The following is a 16,100-nucleotide window of genomic DNA, read 5'->3' on the forward strand; positions in this document are numbered from 1 at the left end:
TCGAAGGTGTCCTTTAGCAACGCTCGGTGATTCCAAGCGCGTAGGAATTCGTCAAAGCGTTTAGGGGCAGCGCTGGCAACGAGCGCGTATGAACGTGCGACCACAGGTTATTGCGACCGTGATGCCGCTGTTATCGCTGGTGCCGGTGGCATTGTACGCGGCCGGACAGAAAGCGATCGCGGCCGTCGCGCTCGGGAACGTTCTCATCGTCGCGGGGTGTCTGTACTACATGTTCTCGACCGCGGAAGCCGACGACGCCGGGCACGGCGTCGCACACTGACCGCACACCATGCCGGGCGCGGCCGTGGGCTGGTCCGCCGGCAGCATCGCCGAGACCGGAGCGGCGGCCACGCCCGACGCGGGGGTGGTCGTGTTCTTCGTGGTTGGGCTGCTCGGGGGCGCACACTGTCTGGGGATGTGTGGGCCGCTGGTGACGATGTACGCCGACCGCATCGGTACCGACGACCAGCGAGGGCCCTCGACGCGGGCGCTGCGCCAGCACGCCCTGTTCAACGGCGGCCGCACGGTGAGCTACGCGGCCGTCGGCGGCCTCATGGGTGCAGTTGGGGGCGTGCTCGTGGACGCCGGCGGGGTGCTTGCGGTGGCCCACCTCGTCCGGGGGGTGGCCGGCGTCGTCGCCGGCGCGGCCATCGTGGCCGCGGGCGTGGGGTACGCGGCCGGCGGCGGGTCGCGGCTGGCTGCGGGGGCGGTGCCCGGGCTGGGACGGGCGTTCAGCGCCGTCACCGGCCGCCTCACCGACCACGTCGACGACTGGGCGACCGGCCCCCGGATCGCGGTGTTGGGGGCTGCCCACGGCGCGCTGCCGTGCCCGCTGATCTACCCGGGATACGTGTACGCCGTTGCCACCGCCAGCCCCGTCGAGGGCGCGGCGGCGCTGGGCGCGCTGGGGCTCGGAACGTTCCCCACGCTGTTCGCGTACGGCACCGCCGTGGACGCCGTGAGCGCGACGACGCGGCGGCGGGTCCACCGCGCGCTCGGCGTCGCGTTCGTGGTCGCCGGCACCATCCCGCTGGCGAAGGGGTTGGCCGCGCTCGGCTGGCCGGTCCCGCAGGTGCCGTTGCCGATGCCGCCGCTGCCAACATAGCATGACACGAGACAGTTGCACGTTGTGTGGGTTGCCCACGCCGGAGCCGCCGGTCACCGGCGGAGACGACGTCGACGGCGCGTTCTGCTGTCGGGGCTGCATGGAGGTCGCGCGTACGCTCGAAGACCCGGCGGCCATGGACGCCGCCGGGGCCGCCGACAGCCTCGACACTGGCGCGGACACGACGGACGTGGACGGCGAGGCGGCGTTTCTCTCCGTGTCGGGGATGCATTGTGCGACCTGCGAGGCGTTCGTGGAGGCCCAGGCGACCGACACCGAGGGTGTGCGGGCGGCGTCCGCGAGCTACCCGACGGAGACGCTGAAAGTCACCTACGACCCCGAGACGGTCGACCGCGAGGCCGTCCGAGCGGCGGTCGACGGGCTGGGGTACAGCGCCACCGAGCGCGACGGCGACGCCGCCGCCGACGACGACGAGTCGGAAGTGGGGCGGCTGCTGGTCGGGGGCTTTTTCGGGATGATGACGATGCTGTGGTACGTCCTGTTTCTGTACCCCGCGTATCTGGACGTGCCGTCGGCCGCCCAGCTGCTCGATCTCGGGGGGCTGGCGGGCAGTTATCTGCTGGCGAACGTGTGGCTGATGGCGACCGTGGTGTTGGCGTACACCGGCTACCCGCTGTTCCGGGGGGCGTACGTGAGCCTGCGCGCCGGCCACCCGAACATGGATCTGCTGGTGGGGATCGCCGCGGGCGCGGCGTACGTCTTCAGCACGGCCACGATCCTGACCGGCGGCCGCGAGGTGTACTTCGACGTCGCCATCGTCGTGGTGCTTGCAGTCACCGTCGGGGATTACTACGAGGGGCGGGTGAAGCGCGCGGCTGCGGGCCGGCTGGCGGACCTCACCGAGGAGCGCGTCGACGACGCCACCCGCCGGCGCGCCGACGGCACCACGGAGACGGTCGCCATCGAGGAGCTCCAGGCGGGCGACGAAGTGGTGGTCGGCACCGGCGAGCGCATCCCCGTCGACGGCGTCGTCACGTCCGGGTCGGCGACCGTCGACGAGTCGCTGGTGACCGGGGAGTCGACGCCCGTCGGGGCGACGCCGGGCGACGACGCCGTCGGCGGGGCTGTGGTCACCGACGGCCGCCTCGTCGTCGCGGTCGGCGACGACGCCGCGAGCACGCTCGACCGCGTCGTGCGCGTGCTCTGGGACGTGCAGAGCGCGCGGCCGGGCGTCCAGCGCCTCGTCGACCGCGTCGCCGCGGTGTTCGTGCCGCTGGTGGTTGTGCTCGCGGGGGTGGCCGGCGGCTGGCACCTGCTCGCGGGTGGCGCGGCGGCGAACGAGGCGTTGCTCGTCGGGCTGTCCGTGCTCGTGGTGTCGTGTCCATGCGCGCTCGGGCTGGCGACCCCGCTGGCGGTCGCTCGTGGCGTCCAGGAGGCACTCGACGGTGGCGTCGTGGTCACGGACGTGTCGGCGTTCGAGGCCGCGCCGGCGGTCGATACGGTGGTCTTCGACAAGACGGGAACGCTCACCACCGGCGAGATGCGCGTGCGGGACGTCGTCGGCGACGACGGCGTGCTCGCGCGGGCGGCCGCCGTCGAGCAGTACGCCGACCACCCGGTGGCCGCCGCGATCACCGACGACGCCACGCCCGCCGGCGACATCGACGACTTCGAGCGCGTGCCCGGCCGCGGGGTCGCCGGCAGCCTGGCGGTTCGGCCCGACGGAGCGGCCGCGGCGGCGGACGCGCCCCGGGTGGTGGCCGGGAACCGCGCGCTGTTCGACGACCGCGACTGGCGGGTCCCCGAGGCGTACGCCGAGCGCGCCGGCGACGCGCGGGCGAACGGCAACGTGCCCGTGTTCGTCGGGTGGGACGGCGAAGCCCGCGGGGTCGTGGTGGCCGGCGACCGGCCCCGCGACGAGTGGACGGACGTTGTCTCCGCCCTGGACGCCGACGGCCGTGACGTGGTGGTTGTGACCGGCGACGACCCCGAAGCGGCCGCGCGGTTCCGCGACCACGACGCGATCGCGGCGGTGTTCGCGGGCGTCCCGCCGGAGGGCAAAACGGAGGCAGTGCGGTCGCTGCGGGCCGACGGCGAGACCGTGGCGATGGTGGGCGACGGCGTCAACGACGCGCCCGCGCTGGCGGCGGCCGATCTGGGGGTGGCGCTGGACCACGCGGCGCTCGCCGCCGACGCCGCCGACGCCGTCGTGACCACCGAGGACCTCGGGGCCGTCCCACGGGTGTTCGCGCTGACGGACGCGACCAACGGCCGCATTCGCCAGAACCTCGCGTGGGCGTTCTGCTACAACGCCATCGCGGTCCCGCTGGCGGTTGCGGGCGTGTTGAACCCGCTGTTCGCGGCGGGCGCGATGACGGTGTCGAGTCTGCTGGTCGTCGGGAACTCCACGCGCTCGCTGCTGGACGACGGGGTGGCTGGCCCGTGAGCGGCGCGCTCACGGCCCGGCCGCGTCGCGAGACGGTCGGCGTGCTCGCAGCGCTCACGCTCGCTGAGCTCGCGGCGCTGGCGGCGTACCTGGCGTCGGTGCCGGTGGCGGTCACCAGCAGCCGGTACCTCCTGTACCCGTTCGTGTGGCTGAACGTCGGCGCGATCGCCGTCTGGCGGGTTTCGCCCGGGCCGGCCGGCCGGCGGCGGCGCTGGCTCGCCGCGGGGACCGGCGCGGCGTATTTCGTCGGGCTGGCGGCCGTCAGCGGCGTCATGGCGGTGGGGACGGGCAGCGGCGTGACCGTCCACTGGGCGCTACCGCCGGGGTGGGGGCCGATGGTGATGGGGTACGTCGGCCCGCTGCGGGTCGCCGCCGCCCCCTACCGGATCGGGGGGTATCTGGCGCTGGCGTATCTCGTGTACGCCACGCTGGCCGACGCCGAGGCGTCGCTTGTGGGCGGGCTCGTCGGGGTGTTCACCTGCGTGAGCTGCACGCTACCGGTGGTCGCGGCGGTCGTGTCCTCGCTCGCGGGCGGCGCGGTCGCGGTCGGCACGGCGTCGGCGCTGTCGTACGACGCCGCGACGGCGGTGTTCGTGCTCGCGGTCGGGCTGCTCGCGTGGCGGCCGGACGCCACCGTGGGGCGGTGGCTGCGCTGAGCGGGCGCACTCAGAGGGCGTCAGCGATGGCGGGCGCGGCGGACACCTCGGAGACGGCGCACTCGATGGTGTCGGTGCCGTAGACGGCCTCAACGCCGGCGCGCGCGAGCTTCAGGCGGGCGTTGCCGGCGAGCAGCGGGTGGACGGTGGCGACGAACACGCGGGCGGGGTCGTCGAGCGCGGTGATGGCTTCGCTCATCGTGGTGCCGGTGGCGACGATGTCGTCGGTGACGACGACGTCGCGGCCGGCGGTCTGGATCTCACTGGGTTCGATGGTGACATCGCTGCCGGAGTGTCTGACCTTCTGGAAGTGATCGGTGACGCCGGTGCCATAGGCGTCCCGGACGCTGGTGGCGAGATCGGTCGCGCCGTGGTCGGGGGAGAGGAACACGGGGTCAGTGAGATCCGCGGGCAGCGGCGCGGCGAGCTGTGGCGCGGCGTCGACGCCCGCGGCAGGCACGTCGAAACACTCCAGGACGCCGTCCTCGTGTGGGTTGACCGTGAGCACGCGGTCGGTGCCCGTGGAGATGGCACGAGCGACCGCGCGCGCCGACACCGGCTGGCCGGGGTCGAAGGCGTCGTCCTGGCGGGCGTACCCCATGTACGGCAGGACCGTGATGATCTCGGACGCGCCGGCGTCGCGGGCGGCGTCCTGGAGTTGCAGCACCTCGATGTGGGCGTCGCTGGTCTGCGTGGACGCCACGATGACCGCGCGCTCGCCGTCGACGGCCGGGGGAACGGTCACCAGCTGCTCGCCGTCCGGGAACGAGTCGTAGGTCACATCGCCGAGCCGCTCGCCGGTTGCGGCGGCGAGCGCGGCCGCGAGTGACTGACTCGAGGACCCGCTGAGTAACATACGCGAGTGGACTCGGGCCGGCGGCTTACACGTTTCCTTTGGCTGCCTGCGCGACCGCCGGGCGCGGGCTGCGCCGCGGTGTCGGTGCTTCGGCGTGGGTCTCTAATGGCGCGCTTGCCCCCCATGCGTTTCGGGTCAGAAAACCGCGAACGAGCGGAGAGTAGTAGAACGTGGTACTCGTATGGACGCGGAGGAAACGCGCGTGATCGTCGGAACCTGATGGTTGCGTCTGCCAGCGGCTGTGAACGTGCTTGAGCGAGATAGAGCAAGCGCAGCAAAAACGACAGCGTCGCTAATAACCGCGCGTATGACGGAACCGCGGAACCGTTCGCTTAGGAACGCGAGGAACGGACCAACTCTGTTCGGGAGACTGGTGAGAGAACAACGAGCAGAGTGCGCTCGATACCGTAGACCATATCTTTGATCGGCGAGCAGATCAAATTGATGACTGAATTAACAGGCGCAGGGGCGTCATTTTCGGGTATCGGGATTCCGAAACGAAAGTAGGAAAGTAGAATTTTTACTCGTATGTCATCAGAGAAAACTCTCGATATTATCGCCACCCTGAGTGTGTTGGCGATGGTGGCTACGTGGGCGCTTGAGGGGAAAGATTTGCTCCTGCTAGTAGCAGTAGCCTCTCTTATATTAGGACACATTACACGTAAATTTCGGACCCAGGCTTCTGATAAGTGAGCGACACGACTCCCGGTTAGGATACCATAACTGGACGTGCGGCCGAGAGTAGGGGATTGACTGAAGCGTCTCGGATAGCATCAAGAAACGCGCGCGATCGTCGGAACCGTCTGATTTCGTCTGCCAGCGGCTGTGAACGTGCTTGAGCGAGATAGAGCAAGCGCAGCAAAAACGACAGCGTCGCTAATAACCGCACGTATGACAGAACCGCGGAACCGTTCGCTTACGAACGCGAGGAACGGACCAACTCTGTTCGGGAGACTGGTGAGAGAACAACGAGCAGAGTGCGCTCGATACCGCAGACCATATCTTTGATGCGCGAGCGGATCAAATTGATGACTGAATTAACAAGGGTAGAGGCGTCATTTTCGGGTGTCGGGATTCCGAAACGAAAGTAGGGAACTAGAATTTTTTACTCGTATGCCATCAGAGAAAACTCTCGATATTATCGCCACCCTGAGTGTATTGGGGATGGCAGCTACGTGGGCGTTGCAGGGGAAAGAATTCCTCTCAGCAGTAGTGATAGGTCCGATTATCTTATACCACATTATACGTAAATTTCGGACTCAGGGTTCTGATGAGTGAGCGACACGATCCCCAATTAGGACATCATAACTGGATTCGCGGCCGAGAGTAGGGGATTGGCTGAAACGTCTCGGATAGCCCCCGGAAAACGTACCTGATCGTCGGAACCTGATGATTGCGTCTCGACCCTCACCGGTCGGGAGTGTGCCCGACGACCGTGACGGCGGCGGCGTCGGGCAGCCCGAGGCTGCGGTGGCGGGCGTCGCCGTCGCCGTCCACGACGATCAGCGTCCCGGCTGCGGTGAGCAGGATCGTCGTGTCGACGGCGTACGTGGCGTCGACGACGCGGGCGGCGTCCGAGGGCGCGATGTCGCGACAGGGCTGCCATGCGTCGGTGCGGTGTTCGAAGCAGGCTTCGGGGGTGGCGGCGTGGGCGACGCCGGTCGCGCCCGGCGCGGCGGAGGCGGGGTCGGCGGCGACCGTGCGGAACGCCCCGGTGGCGGCTTCCCGCCAGCCGTTGCCCAGCGCGAACAACCCCTCGCTGGTGGCCGCGTGTGGCACGCCCGGGGCGGACACGTCGTATGCGTCGTCCAGGCCGGCGTCGGCGAGACCGGCGTCGGTGAGCCGGTGGACGCCGTCGGTGGCGGCCACGAGGTCGGCGTCGAGCGCGCGAACGGTGGCGTCCGTGAGGACCGCGCGGTCGGTCCACGCGCCGGCGTCGGGGTCGTACTGGGCGATCCGGCCGTCCTCGTCGGCCGCCAGGACGGTGCCGTCGAAGCCGGTGACCGCGACGGCGGCGGGGAACCCGATGTCGGCGAACGAACTGTCCGGCGGTGCCGTCGACAGCACCACGCCGTCGGCGGTGGCGGCGGCCACGCCGAGCCGGGTGGCGGCGACGTCGCGGGCGTCACACCGGTGTTCGAGCGCGAACTCGCCGACAGTGCTGGCGCCGATGTGGGCCGCGGTGATGCCGAGGCCGGCGGCGATGTACGCCACGTGGGCGTCGGTGTCCTCGACGAACACGTGGTCGTCGCGAATGGCGGGCATGCGTACAGCCGGGGTGGCTGCACGCTAAGTGGTTGCGGTTCTCTCGAAAGCGCTTTGCAAGCCCGGGGGGACTACTGACGTATGCGACGACGAACAGTGCTTGTGGGCGTCACCGGCGCGCTGTTCGGGGTGGGCGGCGGCTGTCTGACGATGGGAGCCGACGAGACCGCTCGCGTCCGCGCGAAGCGCCCGTCGGAGTCCGCTGGGGACGGTGAGACACACGTGTGCACGCTCTCGGAGGCGTTCGTGACCAACCACCAACCCCTGGAGCGCGTGGCGTCGGCGACGGTGGAGAACGCACCCCGCGGCGAGTGGGTGACCGAGGACGTCACCCGGGAGGCCGGCGACGCGCTCGCCGACGACCTCCGGGAGCACTGTGATGCCACGGAGGGGCCCTACCGCTACCAGGACACGACGCTGGTCGTGGAGGTTCGCGTGCTCGACGGCGACGGGAACGTGGGTGACCCGCTGTTCCCCGTGAACGTGACGCGTTCGGAAGCGATTAGAGGCGGCCGCACGCAGGAGGATGCATGAACGTCTTCGGGTCGAGCGGAACGCGGGGCGTGGCCAACGAGGAGCTCACACCGGGGTTCGTGTTGCGCGTCGCGAAGGCGGCCGGCTCGGTGTGGCGCGCCGACCGCGTCGCGGTCGCACGGGACACCCGAACCACCGGCCGCATGCTCGAAAACGCGGCCGTCGCGGGCCTCCAGAGCATCGGCGTGGACGTCGACCGGCTCGGGGTGGTTCCGACGCCGGCCACGCAAGCGTACGCGGAGCGCGCCGGCGTCCCGGCGGTGATGGTGACCGCGAGTCACAACCCCAGCCAGTACAACGGCGTCAAGCTCGTCGGCAGCGACGGCGTCGAGCTGGCGGTTGCCGACCTGGAGCGCGTGGAGCGCGCGTTCACCACCGAGCAGTTCGACAACGCCGCCTGGGACGGTGTGGGAGCCGACCGGGAGGTGGCGTCCGCGGGCCGCGACTACCGCGCACAGCTGTCCGACGCCGTCGACCGGGCGGCGATCGCGGCCGCCGACCTGACGGTCGCCCTGGACCCGGGCCACGGCGCGGGCGCGCTCACCAGCCCGACGTTCTACCGCGAGCTCGGGTGTGACGTCGTCACCGTGAACGCCCAGCCGGACGGCCACTTCCCCGGCCGGGAGCCCGAGCCGGTGCGCGAACACCTCGGCGACCTCGGCGCACTCGTGCGCGCGGCCGACGCCGACGTGGGGATCGCCCACGACGGCGACGCCGACCGTGCCATCTTCGTCGACGAGACCGGCGAGTACATCGAGGGCGACGCCACGCTCGCGGCGCTTGCGGAGGCCGAGCTCGACGCCGGCGACACCACGGTGTCCGCGGTGAACGTCAGCCAGCGCCTCGTGGACGTCTGCGACCGCACTGGAGCGACGCTTGAGCTCACGCCCATCGGCTCCACGCAGATCATGACCCGGATCCGCGAGCTGGAAGCCGAGGGCGACCACGTCCCGGTGGCCGGCGAGGGTAACGGCGGGATCATCTTCCCGGAGTACCGCATGACCCGCGACGGCGCGTACACTGGCGCACGGTTCCTCGAACTGCTGGCCGACGGCACGCCCGCAAGCGAGGTCGTCGCGCCGTACGACGACTACCACAACGTCCGCGTGAACGTCGACTACGACACGGAAGCACAACGGGGGGCGCTCCTCGACGCGGCGGAGGCGCGCGCGCTGGACGCGGACGCCGACCGCACCACCATCGACGGCTACCGGCTGGACTACGGCGACGCCTGGGTGCTCGTGCGGCCGTCGGGCACGGAGCCGGTCGTCCGCATCTACGCGGAGTCCACCGACCACGAGCGGGCCGAATCCCTCGCGGAGGCGTTCGCCGCGGATCTGCGCGCGGCGCGGGCCGACGCCTAGTACTCGTCGAGCGCGTCACGCAAGCGCTGTTCGCGGGCTCGCGCCCGCTGAAGGTCGTCGGCGACGCCGGCCGCGATGCGCTGTTTCTCGTCGGCGGTCAGCTCGTGGGTCGCGACGGCGGCGTCCCGCAGACGGTCGTAGTCGTCGCCGCGCACCCGCCGCCGGACCGCGTGCAGCGGTTCGAGGACGTCGTCGCCGGCGAACCGCGCGACGACCGACACCAGTTCATCGAGCCGGTACTGGAGCGCCGCGGCGGGCGCGGGCGGCCACCCCACGAGGAGTGGGTCGGCGTCGAGGCGTTCGAGGTACGTGCGGTTCCCGCCGACGGCGCGCTTCAGCGTGCGCGGCGCGGCGACGTAGTGGTCCAGCTTCGACGGCGAGTAGCCGGCGTACTCGAGCAACTGGGGGATCGGCTCCGTGCCGGCCGCGCGGTCGGCGACGAAGTCAGCGAGCCCCTCGGGCGCGGGCTCGAACCCCACGAGCGGGTAGGCCTCGGTGGTCCGGACGAACGCGATGACCTCGCGGGCGGGCGCGTCGCGGCGGAACGACTCGAACGCCGACCGGACGGCGTCGTCGTAGGCGTCGATGGGCTGGCGGAGGGTCTCGACGGGCGCGTCGAGGTCGGCGTTCCCAAGCCGTTGGAGGCGCTCCAGTTCGGCGACCGTGTCGGCGGCGGCGTCGGCGGCGTCGGCCACCCGCGAGCGCGCCGCCCGGTAGTCGTCGTGGGCGTCGGCGCGGTCGTCGAGGTGGCCGACGAGGTCGCGGGCGTCCTGGAGGCGACGCCGCGCCGTCGCGAAGTCGTCGGCGGACAGGCGGCGCTTCTTGAACAGTTCCAGCAGCGACTCGAAGGTGTCGCGCTCGGGCAGGTCGTCGTCGAACCCGTCGACGAGCGCGACGAGGTCGTCCTGGAAGTCCAGATACGACTGGAAATCACCGGTGCCGGTGGCGTCGCCCTCGTACTGGTCGAACAGCCGGTTGAGATCCGCCAGCGCGGTTCGGAGCGCTCGAAGCCGATCAACGCCGTACGTTTCGACGGCGGCGTCGGCGTCGGCGGCCGCGTCGGCGGCGTCCCGGAGCGCACCGACCAGCGCGTCTGGATCCGCCTCCGGTGCGGGCTGCGCGTCGGACATACGCGACAGAACGAGTGACCGCGGGATAGGCCTTCTGTCACCCCACCCGGACTACACGCGCGCCGAGTCCAGATCGATGTCCAGCTCCGCGAGCACGTCACGGGCCGCCTCGCGGTTTTCCTGGTGGGTTTCGAGGAACTGTGCCATCAGGTCGGCGGCCTGCTCCTTGCAGCCGCCACAGAGCCGGTCGCCGTTGGCGCACTCGGCGTAGACCTCCTCCGCGAGGGCGTCGTCATCGCCCGCGAGCAGGTAGGCGTACAGCTCGTACACCGGGCAGTCGTCGGGCTCGCCGCCGCGCTCGCGCTGCTCGGCGGCGGTGTCGCGGCCGCCGGTGGTGGCGGCGGCGACCTTGTCGGCACCCGTCTCGGGGTCGTCGAGCAGGCTGATGTGGCTGGCCGGCTCCGAGGACGACATCTTCCCGCCGGTCAGCCCCGTCATGAAGCGGTGGTAGACCGACGACGGCGGCACGAACCCGTAGCCGCCGTGGTCGACCTCGACGGCGAGCGCGAGGTCCCTGGCGGTCTCGGCGGACAGCTCGAAGGCGTCGACGTGCCCCTCGAAGACGCGCTTCTCGCCGGCGATCTCGTCGATGAGCGCCGTGAACGCCTCGTCGGTGGCCTGCCGGTCGAAGAACCGAACCCGGGGACGCAGCGGCTCCATGCCCGCGTTCTCCAGTTTCTGAACCACCGATTCGGCGGTGGCCGCGTCGACGCCGTCGGCGGCCGCGGGCTCGGCCGCGAGCCAGTCAGCGGCCTCCGTACACCGGGGCTGGTCGGTGTCCGCGGCGTACTGGCTGCGGGCGTCGTAGGCGGCGCGGACGAGCGGGCGCTCGTCGTCGTCGAACGCCACGCTGGCGAACGCCTCGGTGACCTTGAAGTAGCGCGTACGCTCGGCGAGGTCGCGGGCGAACCGCACGTGGGGGTCCTGGTCCGGGCCGACCGGGATGACCGTCGGTTTCGGCGCGTCGAGTTGCGGGTAGAGGATGTCGGCCATCTGCGTGACGACGCTTTGCATGTGGGACACGTCGGTGTCGCCGCCGAACCCGTAGATGGCTTCGAACTCCGAGGTGTTGGCTTCGATGCCGAGCTCGAACGCGAGGTCCTGGAGTTCGCGGTTCGTGGACTGGCGGTAGAGCTCGCCCTCGTCGGCGTCGAAGCCGAGCGCGAGCAGGCTCAGCAGGTAGTCCTCGGCGTGCTCGTCGATCTCCGCCCAGTCCAAGCCCCGCGCCGAGTGCGCCTCCAGGTCGGCGATGAGCGCGTACGCGTCCCCGCCCTGTTGTTGGTGCCAGATGAGCTCGTCGAACACCATCTTGTGGCCGATGTGTGGGTCCCCGGTGGGCATGAACCCGGACAGCGCCGCGAACGGCTCGTCGTTGCGCATCGCCGCCGCCACCCGGCGGTAGTCGCGGTGTCCGAAGATGATCGCGCGCCGCATCAGCGAGTGGGGTGTGGGCACGCCGTCGAGGACGTCCTCGAAGGCTTCGATGCCGAACTCGTCGAAGAGCGCGCGGTAGTCCGAGATGGTTGCCGACCCCCAGGGGTCGAGTGCAACGTCGTCAGCACCGGCCGTGTCGTCTGTGTCGTCGGATGTCATGGCGTCAATCGACTCACCGAAAGCCAGCGAATCGTGTCGTCTGTGTCGTCGGTAGCCGCAAAAACCATTCGCTTGCGGACGCCGTGGGCCAGTCGCACGTCGAGCGAGAGGTCCCCCGGGGAGAACACGTGGGTGTCGGTGATCACGCGCACCAGCAGCTCCGAGTGCCCGAGGTCGTCGACCGACGACACCGCCGAGTACACGCGGAAGTCGGCGCCGAACTTGAATCCGGTTTTCGGGACCGCGCCGGCGTCACGGAGCGCGCGATAGACGGCCAGCCGGCAGTCGAAATGCTCGCCCTCACCGAGCCGCCCGCGGGCACGAACGTCGTCGATGGTGGCGTCGGTGAGCCTCAACACGCCGGCGTCGATGAGGTACGCCGCCTCCACGAGCGACAACTGGAGGGCGTCGTGGTCGGCGGCGCGCCCGCCGAGGGGCTGGCCGTAGAAGCCGGCGTTGTGCAGGCGCTGTGGGGGCTCCCAGACGAGCACGCGGTCGTCCAACAACACCCCCGGGACATCGGTGGGGCGGTCAAGCGTCGTCTCCCCGGTGGGGGTTTCGGGGGCGATGTCGAGGTAGGTGATCTCGCTTTCCTCGTCGACGACCGCCAGCACCGACTCCGAGAGCCCGTCGACGGGGAGGGTCGTGCGCTCGTCGACCACGCGCACCCGGTGTTTCACGACGCCGTCGCGGCGCGTGTTCCCGCGCGGGAACACCACGAAATCGCCGTCGCCGGGGTCGCGCCACCACGGGTCGCGGTCCGGCACCAGGTAGAACCCCCGATCCCGGAGGTCGACGTAGACCAGAAACCGGGCGGCGAACCCCGCCTCGCGGTCCGTGAGAAACGCCCGAAACCCCATGCCGTCGACGGAATCGAGGTCGCCACGGAACAGGAGGTGGGCGGCCTCCACGAGCGACACCGCGATGTCGTTGCCGCCCAGCGGGTAGCCGTACCCGCGTGCGTCGTGGAATCGCTGGCGGGCGTCGCCACCGATATGCACTGTATCCCCGCGCAGATCGCCGTCCATACCCCACGGACACGGCCAGCACTCAAAGCGACTGCGGTGCGCGCTCGCAGTCGCCGTCCAGACACCGAACGCCGGTGGCGGTCCTGATCGCGGGCAACCCACACCCACAGTCGCCGGCGGTCGTCCCGTGGGGAAGCCGGAACCGCGCCCCGCAGGACTCGCAGGCGGCGTGCAGTCCGCGCTCGGACGCCACCCCGAGCGCCGCCCCGCAGCGACACGTCCAGTCGATGGCGTCGGCGACCGCGGCCGCGATCGGCTCGCAGTCGCGGTCCACGCAGGCGGTCACCGTCACGCCGCGCGCCACCCGGATCCGCGGCAGCCCGCAGGCCGCACACGCGTCGTCGACGACCGCCACGTCGCGCGGGATCGAATACTGGTCGCGGCAGTCCACACACACCACGCGGCCGCCGTCGCGGACGAACGCGCCGCCACACTCACAGCGCCCCACGGGCGGCCCCGCGGGCGACACCGGATAATGGGCGTCGCCGTGCTCGGTCGCGCTCTCGACGACGAGGCGCTCGTCGCCGTCGGCGGCGTCGATGCGGAACCCGCTGGCGTCGCGCGTGTACCGCACGACACCGGGCCTGGTGAGCCACGCCGCCGGCTGGTAGCCGTCGGCGTCGTGCACCAACACGGTGTCGTCGGGTTTCACCACGACCACCACGTCGCCGCGCAGCACGCGGTCGGTGGACGCGTCGTTCTCGTAGCGCACCGCACACTCCCCGGCCAGCACTCGGATGGCGTCCTGCATGCGTGTGGGTGGCCGCGGTCTCCGGTTTCAACCCTCGGCTACACCACGTCGACGGTGCGCGTCTCGGTCACGGGTGGAAGGGGTAACTCCGCGAACGCGACCGTGACCTCGAACGTGAGCGTGTCCGCGTCGGGCGCGCCGAACATGCCCACCGGCACCGACAGCGCGCCGTCCAGGTAGCTGGTTTCGGTGGTCATCTCGACGCCGTTGACCGTGACCGTGACGCCGGCGTTGGCCCCGCCGCCGTGGTTGCGGACGGTGACCTCACGGAGGTCGTTGTCACCGGCGGGAACGGAGTCCGGGAAGTCGCCCCAGTCGACGGCGACAGCCGGCAGGCCGGCGGCCTGTTCGTGGACGCTCTCGGCGACGCCCGGCGCGAGACCGGCGTCCACGAGCCCGGAAACGCCCGCATCACGGACATCTCCCGGGGTGTCGATGCCCTCGTCGTGGAGTTTGTGCGCGCGCCCAGCGGCGACGCCCTCGATGGCTGTCAGGCCAACGGCGGCCTCGGGGACGCCGGTGTCGATGCGGGCCTCCAACCGGGCCGCGGCGTTCGCACCCATGGGGTCGTCGTATCGGTCGAAAAACGCCCCCAACGCCGCCAGCAGCCGGAGCGCGTTCTGCGTGATCACCCACGCGTCCGACCGGAGTTCCGAGGGGACTGCGCCCCGCATGCTCGCGCGCAGGATCGCGTACACCTTCCGCGAGCCGTCGGCCATCTCGTCGCCGCTGTGGCCCAGGACGGTGTGGATCGCGTCCTGCTCGGAGTGGCGGGCGCTCACGGAGTCGAACTCGCCGGCGGCAGCCACCGCGCGCAGGATGGCGCGGTCGTCGGCGGCGTCGTCGATGACGGCGCGGAACTCGCGGGCGGTGTCCAGGCGGAGGTAGTACGTCGACGCCAACACCCCCAGCCGGGTCGCCGACAGCCCGAGATCCGCGTCGGTCTCCACGAACCCCTGGTCGATGAGATCGTCGAGGGTCGCCCGGACGCGATCGCGCAGCGTCGAGAACTCGTAGGCGTCGGGCGCGGACTGCGCGCGCTGGTAGTAGAACGTCGTTTCGAGCCACGCCATCACGTCGCCGAGGTCACGGATCGTCCCCATCGCGATCTCGGCGTTCAGATGCTCGGCGAGGTTGCCGTCGAGTCGGCTCTCGATCTCGTGGCCCTCGTCCAGCAGCGTCCGATAGGTGTCGGCGTCGCTGGTGTCACACACCACCCAGCCGTAGCCCACGTCGTCGTAGCCGGGGCGGCCCGCGCGACCCAGCATCTGGAGGACGTCCAGGGGGCTCATGTCGACCTCTCCCTCCAGGGGGTCGTGGAGTTTCGTGTCCCGGATCACCACGCAGCGCGCCGGCAGGTTCACGCCCCACGCCAGCGTGGACGTGGAGAACAACACCCGGATCTTGCCCTCGCGGAACCACTGCTCGACGTGGCTTTTGTCGGTGGTCGACAGCCCCGCGTGGTGGAACGCCACCCCGTCGAGCACGGACTTCCGCAGCGTCTCGTTGTCGAGCGCCTCGGTGGCCGTGTGGAAGTCGTAGTCGCCCCGCGACCCCACCGGGATGTCCCGCTGTGCGATCTCGTCTCTGGTCTTCTTGGCTGCCTGCACGGTGTCCTGGCGGGACGCCACGAACACCAGCGACTGGCCGTCCTCCCGGAGGTGTGGCTCGGCCAGATCGAGCGCCGTGAACAGCCGCCGGTACTTGTCCGCGAACGGGTTGTCACCGTGGTCGTAGGTGCGAACGCCGGCGTGGAGGTCCACCGGCCGGTAGTCGTCGTCGAACTCGAAGGTGGTGTCGGGGGTGGCGTCCAGCCAGTCCGCGACGTCGCCGATGTTCGGCATGGTCGCCGACAGCGCGACCACTCGGGGGTCACAGAGCCGCCGCAGCCGCGAGACCACGACTTCGAGGACGCTTCCCCGGGTCTCCGAATCCAGCAGGTGGACTTCGTCGATGACCACGCACTCCACGTCGGTCACGAACGCGTACCGCGGGGAGTCGTGTTTGCGGGTGGCGGAGTCGGCCTTCTCGGGGGTCATCACGAGCACGTCGGCGCGCTCGGCGCGCCGCGGGTTCAGGTCGCGCTCGCCGGTGACCACGTACACGGAGTATCCGAGCGCCTCGAAGCGCTCCCACTCGTCTTCTTTCTCGTTGGTGAGCGCGCGCAGCGGCGCGACGAACAGCGCCGTCCCGCCGTCGGCGAGCGTCTGGCAGATCGCGAGCTCCGCGAGCGCCGTCTTCCCGCTGCCGGTGGGCGCGGACGCCACCACGTTCGCGTCGGATTCCAGCAGCGCCGGCACCGCCTCCCGCTGCATCGCGTTGAACTCGTCGAAGGGAAACGCCTCGGCGAACTCCGGAACGACCTCGGCGACATCCATCGCTGAAGGGGAGGGGCGGCCGGCGGATAGGCG

At 70.6% G+C, this 16,100-nt stretch carries 13 protein-coding genes; 6 read left to right on the top strand and 7 right to left on the bottom strand.

Annotated elements, in window-relative coordinates; translation table 11 throughout:
• Positions 1 to 88 precede the first annotated feature (88 nt).
• From APQ99_RS02960 to APQ99_RS02975, 4 genes are read left to right on the top strand one after another with little or no spacing between them, the layout of a single operon-like run.
• Entirely contained in the window at positions 89 to 280 is a 192-nt protein-coding gene (locus tag APQ99_RS02960; protein WP_010903630.1) for a hypothetical protein, read from the top strand.
• Positions 281 to 289: 9 nt separating this feature from the next.
• Positions 290 to 1,105 carry a sulfite exporter TauE/SafE family protein gene (locus tag APQ99_RS02965; protein WP_229373370.1) on the top strand — a complete coding sequence of 272 codons (816 nt, stop codon included), beginning with the start codon at positions 290 to 292 and terminating at the stop codon, positions 1,103 to 1,105.
• A gap of 1 nt (position 1,106) precedes the next feature.
• The gene (locus APQ99_RS02970) at positions 1,107 to 3,512 is read left to right on the top strand and encodes a heavy metal translocating P-type ATPase (protein WP_136361570.1); all 2,406 of its coding nucleotides are present in this window, start codon (positions 1,107 to 1,109) and stop codon (positions 3,510 to 3,512) included.
• Positions 3,509 to 4,168, top strand: coding sequence for a DUF7546 family protein (locus tag APQ99_RS02975; RefSeq protein ID WP_136361571.1), 660 nt, complete (start codon positions 3,509 to 3,511; stop codon positions 4,166 to 4,168). Before APQ99_RS02970 ends, APQ99_RS02975 begins: the two co-directional genes overlap by 4 nt.
• A gap of 10 nt (positions 4,169 to 4,178) precedes the next feature.
• On the opposite strand, the gene prs is transcribed toward APQ99_RS02975, so the two are convergent.
• Together prs and APQ99_RS02985 are read right to left on the bottom strand one after the other, a co-directional pair.
• Positions 4,179 to 5,024 carry a ribose-phosphate diphosphokinase gene (gene prs / locus APQ99_RS02980; RefSeq protein WP_136361572.1) on the bottom strand — a complete coding sequence of 282 codons (846 nt, stop codon included), beginning with the start codon at positions 5,022 to 5,024 and terminating at the stop codon, positions 4,179 to 4,181.
• A 1,407-nt stretch (positions 5,025 to 6,431) separates the two neighbouring features.
• Positions 6,432 to 7,289, bottom strand: coding sequence for an HVO_0234 family beta-propeller protein (locus tag APQ99_RS02985; RefSeq protein ID WP_010903635.1), 858 nt, complete (start codon positions 7,287 to 7,289; stop codon positions 6,432 to 6,434).
• 81 nt (positions 7,290 to 7,370) lie between these two features.
• Here APQ99_RS02985 and APQ99_RS02990 point away from each other — a divergent pair, with 81 nt between their 5' ends.
• Both APQ99_RS02990 and glmM read left to right on the top strand, forming a co-directional pair.
• A complete protein-coding gene (locus tag APQ99_RS02990; RefSeq protein WP_010903636.1) occupies positions 7,371 to 7,823 on the top strand; it encodes a hypothetical protein in 453 nt (150 codons plus the stop codon).
• Complete coding sequence (gene glmM, locus APQ99_RS02995) at positions 7,820 to 9,187, top strand: phosphoglucosamine mutase (RefSeq protein WP_010903637.1); 1,368 nt, start codon at positions 7,820 to 7,822, stop codon at positions 9,185 to 9,187. Before APQ99_RS02990 ends, glmM begins: the two co-directional genes overlap by 4 nt.
• Here glmM and APQ99_RS03000 read toward each other — a convergent pair.
• From APQ99_RS03000 to APQ99_RS03020, 5 genes are read right to left on the bottom strand one after another with little or no spacing between them, the layout of a single operon-like run.
• Positions 9,184 to 10,317 carry a DUF7118 family protein gene (locus tag APQ99_RS03000; RefSeq protein ID WP_010903638.1) on the bottom strand — a complete coding sequence of 378 codons (1,134 nt, stop codon included), beginning with the start codon at positions 10,315 to 10,317 and terminating at the stop codon, positions 9,184 to 9,186. The two genes, glmM and APQ99_RS03000, sit on opposite strands and share 4 nt — an antisense overlap.
• Before the next feature lie 51 nt (positions 10,318 to 10,368).
• Positions 10,369 to 11,910 (bottom strand): tryptophan--tRNA ligase, encoded by a 1,542-nt coding sequence (locus APQ99_RS03005; protein WP_010903639.1) that lies wholly within the window; start codon positions 11,908 to 11,910, stop codon positions 10,369 to 10,371.
• Positions 11,907 to 12,938: a tRNA-intron lyase gene (gene endA, locus APQ99_RS03010; RefSeq protein WP_010903640.1), complete on the bottom strand. Its 1,032-nt coding sequence runs from the start codon at positions 12,936 to 12,938 to the stop codon at positions 11,907 to 11,909. The genes APQ99_RS03005 and endA overlap by 4 nt, the downstream gene beginning before the upstream one ends.
• Before the next feature lie 22 nt (positions 12,939 to 12,960).
• Positions 12,961 to 13,689: a PDDEXK family nuclease gene (locus tag APQ99_RS03015; RefSeq protein ID WP_010903641.1), complete on the bottom strand. Its 729-nt coding sequence runs from the start codon at positions 13,687 to 13,689 to the stop codon at positions 12,961 to 12,963.
• 38 nt (positions 13,690 to 13,727) lie between these two features.
• Entirely contained in the window at positions 13,728 to 16,067 is a 2,340-nt protein-coding gene (locus tag APQ99_RS03020; RefSeq protein ID WP_010903642.1) for a DEAD/DEAH box helicase, read from the bottom strand.
• Positions 16,068 to 16,100 lie beyond the last annotated feature (33 nt).

This window comes from Halobacterium salinarum DSM 3754 (assembly GCF_008124605.1).
GTDB lineage: Archaea > Halobacteriota > Halobacteria > Halobacteriales > Halobacteriaceae > Halobacterium > Halobacterium salinarum.